This is a genomic window from Sulfitobacter sp., assembly GCF_036961165.1.
In the GTDB taxonomy this organism is placed as follows: domain Bacteria; phylum Pseudomonadota; class Alphaproteobacteria; order Rhodobacterales; family Rhodobacteraceae; genus Sulfitobacter.
Genome location: NZ_JBALVJ010000086.1, coordinates 1 through 12,395, shown reverse-complemented (window position 1 = coordinate 12,395; position 12,395 = coordinate 1). Strand labels below are relative to the sequence as shown.

At 55.7% G+C, this 12,395-nt stretch carries 12 protein-coding genes; 4 read left to right on the top strand and 8 right to left on the bottom strand.

Annotated features, from left to right (window positions below):
• Nucleotides 1-353, top strand: a 353-nt coding sequence (locus V7730_RS19910; RefSeq protein WP_335749321.1) for a hypothetical protein, incomplete at its 5' end; no start/stop codon positions are given.
• Between the two features lie 717 nt (nucleotides 354-1,070).
• On the opposite strand, the gene V7730_RS19905 is transcribed toward V7730_RS19910, so the two are convergent.
• The 8 genes from V7730_RS19905 to V7730_RS19870 are packed head-to-tail and all read right to left on the bottom strand — an operon-like array spanning nucleotide 1,071 to nucleotide 8,752.
• The gene (locus V7730_RS19905; RefSeq protein WP_335749320.1) at nucleotides 1,071-1,238 is read right to left on the bottom strand and encodes a hypothetical protein; all 168 of its coding nucleotides are present in this window, start codon (nucleotides 1,236-1,238) and stop codon (nucleotides 1,071-1,073) included.
• A gap of 27 nt (nucleotides 1,239-1,265) precedes the next feature.
• Entirely contained in the window at nucleotides 1,266-2,849 is a 1,584-nt protein-coding gene (locus V7730_RS19900; protein ID WP_335749319.1) for a GMC family oxidoreductase, read from the bottom strand.
• A 29-nt stretch (nucleotides 2,850-2,878) separates the two neighbouring features.
• Nucleotides 2,879-3,904: a branched-chain amino acid ABC transporter permease gene (locus tag V7730_RS19895; RefSeq protein WP_335749318.1), complete on the bottom strand. Its 1,026-nt coding sequence runs from the start codon at nucleotides 3,902-3,904 to the stop codon at nucleotides 2,879-2,881.
• Entirely contained in the window at nucleotides 3,901-4,779 is an 879-nt protein-coding gene (locus tag V7730_RS19890) for a branched-chain amino acid ABC transporter permease (protein WP_335749317.1), read from the bottom strand. The genes V7730_RS19895 and V7730_RS19890 overlap by 4 nt, the downstream gene beginning before the upstream one ends.
• A 6-nt stretch (nucleotides 4,780-4,785) precedes the next feature.
• A complete protein-coding gene (locus V7730_RS19885; protein WP_335749316.1) occupies nucleotides 4,786-5,496 on the bottom strand; it encodes an ABC transporter ATP-binding protein in 711 nt (236 codons plus the stop codon).
• Nucleotides 5,497-5,499: 3 nt separating this feature from the next.
• Complete coding sequence (locus V7730_RS19880) at nucleotides 5,500-6,270, bottom strand: ABC transporter ATP-binding protein (RefSeq protein ID WP_335749315.1); 771 nt, start codon at nucleotides 6,268-6,270, stop codon at nucleotides 5,500-5,502.
• 11 nt (nucleotides 6,271-6,281) lie between these two features.
• Nucleotides 6,282-7,604 (bottom strand): ABC transporter substrate-binding protein, encoded by a 1,323-nt coding sequence (locus V7730_RS19875; protein WP_335749314.1) that lies wholly within the window; start codon nucleotides 7,602-7,604, stop codon nucleotides 6,282-6,284.
• A 26-nt stretch (nucleotides 7,605-7,630) separates the two neighbouring features.
• Nucleotides 7,631-8,752, bottom strand: coding sequence for a class II histone deacetylase (locus tag V7730_RS19870; RefSeq protein ID WP_335749313.1), 1,122 nt, complete (start codon nucleotides 8,750-8,752; stop codon nucleotides 7,631-7,633).
• 287 nt (nucleotides 8,753-9,039) lie between these two features.
• On the opposite strand from V7730_RS19870, the gene V7730_RS19865 reads away from it, so the two are divergent.
• The 3 genes from V7730_RS19865 (at nucleotide 9,040) to V7730_RS19855 (ending at nucleotide 12,273) form a co-directional block, all read left to right on the top strand.
• On the top strand, nucleotides 9,040-9,996 hold the full coding sequence (locus tag V7730_RS19865; RefSeq protein WP_335749312.1) for a LysR family transcriptional regulator: 957 nt from the start codon (nucleotides 9,040-9,042) through the stop codon (nucleotides 9,994-9,996).
• Between the two features lie 763 nt (nucleotides 9,997-10,759).
• Nucleotides 10,760-11,134 (top strand): hypothetical protein, encoded by a 375-nt coding sequence (locus V7730_RS19860; protein ID WP_335749311.1) that lies wholly within the window; start codon nucleotides 10,760-10,762, stop codon nucleotides 11,132-11,134.
• A gap of 755 nt (nucleotides 11,135-11,889) precedes the next feature.
• A complete protein-coding gene (locus V7730_RS19855) occupies nucleotides 11,890-12,273 on the top strand; it encodes a hypothetical protein (protein WP_335749310.1) in 384 nt (127 codons plus the stop codon).
• The last annotated feature ends 122 nt before the right edge of the window (nucleotides 12,274-12,395 follow it).

Genomic DNA, 12,395 nt, shown 5'->3' with positions numbered 1-12,395 from the left:
GAACGATAAACCAAAAATCTCGCACTGTGGTGCGGGTGTCTGCCGCAACGTGGCAGCGCCATGACTTCGATGAGCTGGCTGACAGGATCTATTCCGCTGTCGGGCAACCGACGAAAGCTGAATTGAGAGCCAGTCGGCTCAAACGGAAAGACCGTAAAAAGCTGAGAAGCGGAGGCACGATGCCGAAGGGTCTGACTGCTCCTCAGCGCTTCAGCCTGATCCTTCAGGATCTTGAAGACATCAAGCGGCACTACGGAGGGCGCCCCCGAAGGTATGAGAAACACCTGGCTGCATCTCTACAGTGTCTGCCTGACGCATTGCGCGCCGTCCTCGGATGTCGCGGCGGAGATTGAGGCTCAGGCCGATGATGCGACACCGGGTTTGGCCCCTTCGGAAGTCGAGGGGATCATTCGCAGTGCAGAGCGAGCTGTCGAACGAGGCTTCGAAGCAAAATACATCTATAGCGGTCAAACGATTGCTTGGCATTTGTCACTCTCGGCTGCTGTTGCGCAGCGGCTTGGGTTGAGGATCGTCATGCCAGCAGAAGAGGGTAGGCGTCGCGCAGCGTTGGCCGAAGAGCGGCGACGCCGCGCCAGAGGTGCTGTATCTCGCGACGCGTATCTGGCTCGGAATAATGTTGAACAGGAAAAACCTTGGGAGGTGCTGAACCAGTCTCGTGCCACGTGGTACCGCCACCGTGCGCGGGAGAAGGCGGCAGCCCAACCAGCCGAAGCACTCGCGGGGAAAACTCCTACAGATGCTCCTGTGAGACAGGTCCCTTGCCACAACAAAGGGAACCTTAGGTTCCGCGTTACTGAAAGGAACGAGCAGAGCGTTTCAGAGACCAACAGAGCGCCCCAACCACTGCTGCGCAAGCCCACCCACCCCCCAATGAGAAATCCAGACGAAAACCGCACTGAAGAGTGGCAACGCAAAGAAAGACGAGAAGGTGATCCCCATGAGGTTTCATTTCTGGCCAGCCCCCCAGCTTTGAGGGGCCGGAAAGAAACGAACCCTACACGAGGATCTGAAGCCAGCAGGAGCAGTATGCCAAAAGATTGCTTGAGGGCTCAGCAGAAAGCCGAAAGAACAAGCTCGGCCTTGCCCTCCGCATCTTTGCTGGCGCGCAGCGTCTTGCCGTCAATCGCTATCTGGTGCGGGTCGGTATCGGCGTCGTCATCACGGGGTGGAGTAGCCGTGCTTCGAGCAAAAACTTCCGCCATCGCGTCCAGGTGCAAACTTTATTCCCGAAATAGCATTCACAGCTATTTTTCGCTCAAATGACGTGCACATCTTTCTGCAAACAAGATTGTAGCTGCGTTTATATTGCCCGAAATCATTTCAGGCATCAGCGATGCGTCAGCGACATAAAGATTTTCAATGCCGTTCACCGCGAAAGTATCGGAATTCACCACTGCATTTGTATCAGTGCCCATGCGACAGGTCCCCGCTGCGTGATATAGCGTTGTGCAATGGCCACGTATGTATTCGGCGATGTCTGTATCTGTTTGGCAATCACTGCTTGGTTGCATTTCCGGTCCCAGCACTTCGGCCAGAGGGCTGGTGGCTGCGATACGCCGCTGAATTTTGACGCCTTGGACCAGAGTGGCAAGGTCTTCACCGGTGGCATCCGACGAAAAGTATTTAGGGTCGATCATTGGGTGGGCGATCGGATCGGCCGAGGCGAGCTTGATCTCCCCGCGGCTCTTGGGGCGTTGCAGGACCGTATGCAGGGTCATGCCAGCCTGTGACGATAAAAAACGACCGTAATCGCGGTGCGGGCTGACCGCGCCATATAGTTGCAGATCTGGCTCTACATTCGGTCTGGAGCGAATGTGCGCCCCCGCTGCGGCCCATGTCGTCGTGCGCGGCCCGGTACGGTGTTGCTCCCATTCCTCAAAGCTTTGCTCCAGAAATTCAGCATCCCAAGCACCCACGCCTGTTTTTTCTTTGGAATAGAAAGAGATGGGGATGTTGATATGATCCTGGAGGTTCTTACCCATCTCGGGGATATCACATTTTGCCTTAACCCCGACCTCCATCAACTCGGCTGAATTTCCAAGACCGGACAGCATCAGAATTTGGGGCGTGCCGATGGCACCTGCGGCCATTATGACCTGTGCATCAGCATGTGCCTGATGCGGCGTACCGTTTTCGAGGTATTCGACACCTGTGCACCGGTCACCTTCGATCAGGATCTTTGTGATCAACACGCCTTTCTTGAGTGTCAGATTTGAGCGTCCCATCACCGGCTCAAGAAATGCCCTGTTGGTGCCCGAGCGCATGCCTTCTTTTACGGTAAGCTGGAAATAGCCAAACCCCTCCTGACTCTCTCCGTTGAAATCATCGTTGGCGGGAAATCCGGCAGCCACACCGGAATTGATCCATTTGCTCTCATAGTCGTGACTAAAGACGGGGTTTTCGACGTGCAGTTCGCCGTGCGCGCCATGAAACGGGGAATTTGCGTGCTGCGCGTTGCTCTCGCTTGCCTTGAAGTCGGGAAGGACACCGTTCCAACCCCATCCCGGACAATTGAGTTTCTCCCAATTGTCATAATCCGATGGCAAGCCCCGGATGTAGATCATGGCATTCATCGCACCCGACCCGCCGACCATTTTGCCGCGCGGCCAGAATATGCGCCTGCCCCTGCACCCTTCCTGCGGAACTGTGTGGTAGCTCCAGTCGGCCTGGGTGTTGAACAATGTCACCCAGTCTGACGGTACTTTTGAATTGATCGGCTGCGCGCCACCCGCTTCGAGCAGAAGGACCCTGCGATTAGGATCGGCGGAAAGGCGGTTGGCCAGTACACATCCGGCTGATCCGGCACCTACGATAATTGTATCATACATTTGTGTTTCTCCTCGTAGGTCTGCCAAAATTACGTTTTATCTGATAAGGGATTTCGGCCTGTGTGCCGTAGTCGAAAGCGATGCAACAGCTGCGATGTCAGTCCTGCAATGCCTTTGGGCAGGAACACGACGAAGAGCACCAGAACCACACCGATGACGGTATTGCGCACATCGCCCATACCCTTTGCGACCTCGACGAGGATCATCATCATCGCAGCACCAAATACAGGCCCCCACGTGGACCGCAACCCGCCGACTATCACCATTGCCAGAATGAAAAGGAGCGTCGAAAAGTCAAAAAGACTGGGACCGGTCGAGCGGAAATGTGTGGCGTAGACCGCGCCGGTCAAGCCGGTGAAAAAGGCTGTGACGACAAAGGCGATGAGCTGTGATCTGGTACGGTTCAGCCCGCGGGCCGCAGCATAGACCGGACTGTCGCTTAACGCCCGAAAAGCGAGGCCGAGGCGACCATGAATGACGAGAATGGAGGCCACAAGAGAGATGGTAAAAATCACCAACACCGTGAAATAGTTACCGACGACCCAATTGCCGCGCAGCATCTGCCGAAACCCGAGGTCTTCCAGTCGGGAAAATCCGGTTGTACCGCCGAAAAACCTTTGGCATCCCCCGGCAACGGTGGTGTAGCAGGCCGTATCTGTGATGATCAGAACGTAGACCATGTATGAGATCGCAAAGGTCAGCAGCGCGACGTAGGCCGGCCCCAACCTCAGGCAGGCCAGCCCGATAATAAACGCTGCCGCAGCTGCAACGACGGCCGACAGGGGCATGGCCATCCACGGCGAGATGTCCATATACGTCATCGATATTGCAGCACTATAAGCACCAACCGCAAAGATGAGCATTTGGCCCAGCGAAAAGACGCCCGCATGTCCCATCAGGACATTCCATTGAACCGCGACAGAGGCCCAGATCATAAAGACGATGATCTCGCCCAAGAAATAGCGTTGGGTGACGAAAAGTGGCACAATTGCCATAAAAATTAGCATTGCTACGACGCCGATCAGGTGCTTCTGGATGGTGCTGAGCGAGGTCATGACCGGACGACCTCCTGCTGGCCGAATAGACCCGAGGGTCGCCAGATCAGGACAACGACCACCAGCGCGAGCATCAGTGGCAAGCCGTAGCGGACCCCGAAATAGTACTGGATTGCCGCCTCAAAAAGGCCCAGCGCAATGGCTGCAATCCCAGCGCCTGTCACACTGCCCAATCCGGCGACCACACAAATGACAAAGGCGCGGACCGCTGGGTTTTGACCCATCTCGGGAGACAATGTAGACAGGGAAGATATCAGGATGCCCGCCGCGCCTGCCAGCATCCCCGCGATAATCAAGACCTGAAGATAGGTGCGCGAGGTTTTCACACCCATTAGCATCGCTGCCTCGCGGTTCATCGCTGTCGCGCGAATGGCCATCCCGAACTTCGTGCGCGTCAGCGCCCAGGCCAGCGCCGAGATCAGGACCGTAGCAAGCACCAGGATGACTACAGACTGGTAGGTCACCGCCACACCTCCGACCCTGAAGATACCCTCGATCCGCACAGGCTGGCTGAATGGATAACCGCCATATATCTTCAGCAAAAAGTCCTGCAACAATATGCCAACACCTGCCGTCGCTACGAGTATATTTATTTCGAAATCCTCTGTTTCCAGCATGAACTGCACAACAAGAAGATGCATGATCGCCCCGATCAGCCCGCCCGCGAGAATGCCCATTAGCAGCGCAACGATCAGTGGCGCGCCGAAGTAGGTTACGGCCGAAAAAGCGCCATAGGCACCAATCGTCATGAACACCCCGTGGGCCATGTTGAACATCCGCATCGTGCCGAATGTGAGGGCAAGACCGACTGCGCCAAGAGCGTACATCGCCCCCAGCGTCAGCCCGCTCACAAGGATTTGAATGATTGCTTCCATTTCCCGCTAAGCCCCCAGATAGGATTCTATAATTTCGCCGGACGTCTCAAGCTCGGCGGTGGTGCCGGACCACGCGAACGCACCACCATCCATAAGGTGAAAGCTGTCCGCGACCTGGGCCACGCGGCTCGGGTTTTCTTCCACGACGACGATGGCACGCCCGTCCGCAGCGATCTGGCCCAACGCTTCGTATATCTGCTCGATGATCAGCGGGGCGAGGCCCAGTGAAGGCTCGTCGATCATCATCAGCCTACCATCGGCCATCAGGCCGCGCCCGATGCCAACCATCCGCCGTTCTCCGCCCGACAGACTTTCCGCGCGCTGCGTGCGGCGTTCTTGCAATCGGGGGAACAGGGCAAATACAGTGTCCAGCGTTGCGCGGATGGCCGTTCGATCCGAGCGCGCGAACGCACCCATCATCAGATTTTCCTCGACGGTCATTCCGGTGAACAACTGATCGCCTTGCGGCACCAGCGTGAGGCCCAGCCGCGCCCGCTCCGGCGCTCCGTTGGGGAGCGGTTGACCGTCAAACAAAATCTCGCCCGACCACGCAGGCAGCAGCCCCGCGATAGTCTTGAGCAGCGTCGATTTTCCATGGCCGTTGGGACCAATTATTGCAGTCATTCCGCTTCCATCAACCGAAAAATCAATGGATTTGAGTACTTTGAGGTGACGATACCCCGACACTAATCCTTTTATGGAGAGTAGCTCAGCCATGATCTATGCGGCCCCCATGCTTTCGGCGGCAGAGCCAAGATAGACGGATTTCACCAATTCGTCCTTCGCAATGCCAGCAGGCTGCCCGTCATAAATCAGCTTGCCCTGATGCATGATCACGGCGCGATCTGCCACCGTCGTCAGAAACCGCATGACATGTTCGATGAAAACGATGGTCATCCCCTGATCTTTGAGCCGCTGCATCAATGCAATGAACTCGTCAATCTCGGCGGGCATCAGCCCACCAACGGGTTCATCCAAAAGAAATATCTTTGGCTTGTGAACGACGGCGGAGGCCACCATCAGTTTTTTGCGGTCGAGAACCGTAATATCGGAGACAAGCTGCCCTGCAATTGCAGACAGACCATATGTTTCCAGCGTGTCCATTGCGACATCAAGATGGCGCTTTTTGAACAGAAGGCCCGCTGTTTCACGCCCCGATCCGTACACCACAGAAGTCAGCATGTTTTCCAGAACCGTGAGACTGCCAAATCCACTGGTGATCTGAAATGTACGCGCCATGCCATCGTGGAACAATTTGTGGGGCGCTGTAACACTAATGGAGTGCCCGTCGAACAGGACCTGCCCGCCGCTGACGGCGGTCAGGCCCGATATCAGATCGAAAAATGTTGTTTTGCCAGCGCCGTTCGGCCCCCCAATTCCCACCGCCTCACCGGCGCCGATCCTCAGATCGACGCCATCGACGGCGGCCAGAGCACCATAATGCTTGGAAACATTACGGCATTCCAGAAGGGTCGCGGCGGCGCTGGTCATTGGATCTGATCCTACGACTTGAACCAGGACGGCAGCTCGAACGTCGCGACATCGTAAGGAGCAGGGGATATGATCGGACCCGTCTCCGTCTGGCTTTTGATCTGGCTGAAGATATGAGGCATGCCCAAAGATGGATCGTCTGTCTCGGCCGGATAGCAATAGGCCGACTGTGTCTCTGGGTCGATGCGCATGGCGCCCATCGGGCTGCGGTATATCATAGTGCGCAGGCGGTCCGCGACCTTGCGATTCTGCTCTTCTTCATAGGGCGCACCGGCACCCCCGGCCAGCGCTGCGGCCATCGCATAGGCATGCAGCGCCGAATAGGTTTGGCCTCCGCTGTTTGGTGATGCATTGTCGCCAAAGCGCGCAATATAGTCAGACGAGAACTTCTGACCGATCTCATCCTGAAGCGCACCGATCACAGTCGCATAAAGCACGCCTTCGGAGGCGGCACCGGCAATGTCGCGGAACGCCGCAAGGGATGCGCCGTACTGCATGTACACAAGGCTATCCATCGGGTCGTTCATGAATTGCAGCATGAACTGTGCCTGATCCTGCGGGAAAAAATGCGTGATCGCGATCATGCCGGGAGGATCTTCGCGCAGCTTTGCCATTGTCGGGCCCCACTCGGATGTGGGCGCCTGAACGCTTTCGAACAGGGAGACTTCGAACCCGTATTCGGATGCACTTTCGCGGATCGCGTTTGCGATGTTGATGGAATAAGCGATGGGTCCGGTGATCACGGCAATCTTGTTGTTGGCGGGCGTGAACTGGCCGCTGTCGATCAGATTGCGCATGAATTTCAGATAGCCGATGCCGTAATAGATCTCGGCTGGATCGTACTGGAACGAGCCATAGTAGGTTTCGGGATCGGAGCGGATCAACTCATTATGGGCAACCAAGGTATCAGCATGCATATAGACCACGGAAGCGTCCGCCGCCACGCCGGGCAATGCAGCGCCGCTGCCGAGGTTGTAGCCGGCAATCAGAACGCTGGCATTGCTGCGGTCCACCAAACGACGGCCCGCGCTACCAATGACGTCATCGCCTTTGGACTCCGTATCCTCGACGACAAGCTCCAGCGGACGCCCCAGAATGCCGCCCAAGCCATTGATCTCTTCAACCGCCATTTCGAGACCGCGCCGGAACTCGATGCCATCCGCAGCCGCACCACCTGTCATCGGCAACGGCGCACCGACAACAATCGGGTCCGTGCTTTGCGCGACAGCAGATTGGTTCATCCCCGCCAAAAGTGCGACAGAACCCGCGCCTCCCGCACCCGCCTTTTTCAGAAAGCCACGGCGAGACGTGTTTGTACTCTTCTTGTCAGTCATATCTTTTCCCCTGTTGCGTTTATTTTTTAGTGAGTGGTTTTTTGGTGATGCGCTGCGACTTCGTCGATCACAGCCTGCTGGTGAGGCAAAAGGTTTTGGCCTCCGTAATTCTCGATGAAATCCAGGAACGGGTCTGCGACCCCTGTGTCGTGACCCGACATGCGTTCCAGAACGGCCAAGCCGCAGTAAGGGACGTAAGCGGCTGAATATCCGCCCTCGTGGGTCATTAGTATCCGGCCCTGACAATGGGTATCCGCGATCGCCATCAATGCGTCGGTCATGTAGGCATAGTCTTGCGACGACAACATCATGTGCCCCAGCGGGTCCAATGCAGAGGCATCGAAACCGGATGCCACAAAGATAATCTCTGGCTGGAATTCTTCGAGCGCGGGAACGACAAGCTGATCAAATGCAGCTCTGTATGCACCGCTGCCGGAACCCGGAAATAGCGGGATGTTCAGGTTTGCGCCCGCACCGGCGCCTGTCCCCGTCTCTGTCATGCCACCACGACCGGGGGGGAACAGATTATCCTGATGCATGGAAATGGTCAGGATGTCCGGATCATCGTAGAACGCGCTTTCGGCACCATTGCCGTGATGCACATCCCAATCGACGATAGCGATCCGTTTCAGGCCATGGATTTGGCGCGCATGCTCGACCCCCAGAACGCCATTTGCAAGCAAGCAAAATCCGGTCACAAGCTCCTTTTCCGCGTGATGGCCCGGTGGGCGACACAACACATATGCGTTGTCCACTGTACCATTGATCACGGCATCCACTGCCTCCAGCACACCACCAACGGCCAGTTTGGCGATATCGAAACTCGCAGGTCCGACTGGAGACTTGCCCCCCGCTTCGCCACCGCCAGATTTGCACAGCGCGTCAAGGTCCGAGATGTGCTTTTGGGTGTGGAAGCGCAGCAGCTCTGCCTCGGTTGCGACCCGCGCCTTGATCGGAACCAATTCGTCCTCCATCGACGTGACCGCGACAAGATTGCGAAAGCGGCGCTTGGTCTCCTCATTCTCGGCGTGTTCACCCGGCTGCACAGTAAGGCCAGGTGGCACCAGAAGATTATACCGCTGCGTGTCGTGCCACATGAATTGTTCAGCGTAAACAAACCCGGTTTTTCTGGTTTTCGCTGTCTGCACTGCTCGTCTCCGATCTGGATAATGGGAATACTTTGCGGAAATCGTCCGCAGTTCGAATCAGATGCTAACACCAAAGCTTTGCATTCATAAATTTTTCATCATAATCGTTAGTATGAACAGCATTCATAGGCTTTACTGAAAACCGCGTATCAGAAGAAACTCCCAATATCTTCAGCTCTTAAGTTCCAATTGTATTCAGTGCCTTAGGTGAAATTTTGGTATGAAAACGCAAAGTCAGAAACAAGCAGGTGCACTTATCAAACGCGCAGAAACCAATGGATACCAAGATGAAAATTGAGGCAAATACACAGCGTGATGTTCACCAGCGCCTCGCACGGCATCTTGACTGGAACCTGCTACGTACCTTTATAGCGGTTGTCGAATGCGGTGGTTTTTCAAAGGCGGCACAGCATATTCATCTGACCCAACCAGCGATCAGCCATGCGTTGAAGCGTCTGGAGCAATCGCTTGGCCTGAAGCTGATCGAACGAAACGCAAGGCGGTTCGACGTGACCGATGCCGGCAAAATTGTCTATGCGAAGGCCATAGAAATCCACAGCCAGATTTCGCGATTGGCTGAGGTACCTTTACCTGGAGATCAACAAGTTTATGGACATCTGAGATTGCTTTTCGCCAGTCGGCTACAATCCGCAATCCTGAATTCTCTGTTACAGCAATTTCACCTGAAATACCCTGAAATCACCCTAAGCGTTGACGTTTTATCAAGTGCAGAAATCCAGTCCCGCATCGAGCGGGGCTTGGGAACTGTCGGGTTGTGTTTGATGCGTGACAGCCCCAGAAAATTGCGCTCTATACCTATAATTTCTCAGCGCTATGGCCTTTATTGTGGCCCGTCGCACAAACTGTTCCAAAGATCGGGTGTCGCGGCGTCGGACTTGCGCCATGAGGATTTTATCACCTTTCCAAGTGATCAGATCGGTGGTGTACTTTCGCCACTGGCGATCTTTCGGGAACAGCATCTTTACCGGGGCCGTGTTGTCGCCACTTCGAATAACCTCGAAGAGATAATCCGTCTCACCGAAATCGGAATTGGTGTTGGCCTTGTTCCTATGCATATCGGGTCTGATTTTGTGAAAGAAGACAGGCTGTTCGCTCTTCCACCTCTGGATGGAATTAGTCCGATTGATGTCCACTTTATATGGAATTCTGAAGTGAACATCACGAAAGCCGAAGATGTTTTTATTGACTATGCGCTCAAGTTTCTTGCGAAAGCGGCTGACTGAATATCGTAGATTTGCGGATATTTAATCTGATCGGATTGGACCCTGACCTTGGCGTTGCTTGTAGGAAGAGGGTTCGAGGCAAAATACATCTATAGCGGTCAAACGATTGCTTGGCATTTGTCACTCTCGGCTGCTGTTGCGCAGCGGCTTGGGTTGAGGATCGTCATGCCAGCAGAAGAGGGTAGGCGTCGCGCAGCGTTGGCCGAAGAGCGGCGACGCCGCGCCAGAGGTGCTGTATCTCGCGACGCGTATCTGGCTCGGAATAATGTTGAACAGGAAAAACCTTGGGAGGTGCTGAACCAGTCTCGTGCCACGTGGTACCGCCACCGTGCGCGGGAGAAGGCGGCAGCCCAACCAGCCGAAGCACTCGCGGGGAAAACTCCTACAGATGCTCCTGTGAGACAGGTCCCTTGCCACAACAAAGGGAACCTTAGGTTCCGCGTTACTGAAAGGAACGAGCAGAGCGTTTCAGAGACCAACAGAGCGCCCCAACCACTGCTGCGCAAGCCCACCCACCCCCCAATGAGAAATCCAGACGAAAACCGCACTGAAGAGTGGCAACGCAAAGAAAGACGAGAAGGTGATCCCCATGAGGTTTCATTTCTGGCCAGCCCCCCAGCTTTGAGGGGCCGGAAAGAAACGAACCCTACACGAGGATCTGAAGCCAGCAGGAGCAGATCCGGAACCCGCCATGCCGAGAAGAAAGGGCAGCGGCGATCTTGTCACCGGGCGATCCCGCCCGGTGTGGAACCGGAGGACAGCAATGTCTTACTTCGAACACCCGGCTCTCGCAGTTCTGCGTGAGTTTACCTCTACCAACTCTGTAGCTTTGCAAAATGCGTCTCTGCTCTTAGGAGGCCAGCCAGCGCTTCGGGCAACTATCCGCGTCCTCGATGACCTTGGGGACGCACGCGCCCTCACACGGCGCATGCGAGCCGATCTGCACCGCCTCTACGAGTTGCTCTCTCTGACGCATGTTCACGACCCTGACCGACCGGAGGCAGGCTATTTCGCGTTGATTGATCCGGAGTGGTCTGCCGTCGAAGACATCTGCTTGCTGTCAGATCAGCTGCCGGATTTGCTCTACGCTTTCAGTGATCAGCCAGACAGTCGCGATAGGCTGCCTCTCGTAGCCTGACCGGACAGTCAGTGGGGCAGGGATGTCTGCCCCATCCCCTCAACAAAGAACAAAACTCACCGACTGGAACCGGACCACGGTTCCGGTTGCGCAGCAGTCATGTCGCGCGGCCGAACACGAGGGTCTTACCCAACAAGTGAGAGGCGCGACCAACGCCATCAAAAAGGTATTTAAATGACACAACACCCAAGCAACGCCGCTCCCTTGTCCTGGCACTCCGCACTGAACGCAGGCGATATTGTCGCCTACCGCTTTCCCCATCAGTGGGAAGGCGCCCGGACACCGAAGGTACGACCCGCCTTAGTCGTCAACGTCGCAGAGAGGGCAGGCGAACGGGTCGTAACCTTGGCGTACGGCACGTCAAATTCACGGCTGCGCAGGGACGCCCTGACACTTGATGTGCAGCTCGGTGCGGAGCTCGAAGAAGCATCTCTATATAAGCCGACCCGCTTCCTTGTCTCCCGCCGCATTGAGGTGTCGCTCGAAGACACCGCCTTCAATGTACATCCGTCAAAACAAACACCCGTACTCGGCCGACTATCCGGACAATCTAAACGGCGCCTCGCCGTGGTCCGCGCAAACATTCGGTCAGGTCGGAGCCCGCTTCGACTTGATCGTGTCAGGCACGATGGAAGCGACAAAGCGGTCCATCAGGCGCCTCAACAACCTTCCGCCGCAACCACAAATATTAAACAGGAGCATCACCATGCTTAATCCGACCTCACATCAAAGCCCGCTTGAGGCAGCCGTTTACCATGCGTTGGACATCGCCCCCCCTCGCTGTGGAGGCACTCGGCGAGGTGGACCATCTCTTCAACTCCAGACTTCGCCGCAGGGCCCATGCGCTTGCAGTCAATATCGAGGCGGGGAGGTTCTTCTATGATAGTGACCTTCAGGATCTGACTCTGCTGCTCGAACCCATAACTGCTGCCATCGAGCGCAGATGGGTCACAGAGATCATCTCAGGCGAGCACTGTATGTCCGGAAGCTGGTTCAATCATCGCTTCACCAATGAAGCGGAAGAATTGCGACAAATTTCTGCGCCTCTATTGGCCCTCCACCGTGCGTTGATGCAGGTCCACAACGTGCTTTTGGCGGATCAAGCCATCGCTCGAATGCTCCAAAACTCGATGGGGTAGGCGGCGTCTCAATGCCTGCCATGCGCGATCAATTCACCTCCCCCTAAAAACTCTCAAACCGATTTGGCAAAAAACAAACGGTCAGAACTCCTCAATACCACCGCTGGGCGTGGCAGAAAAAT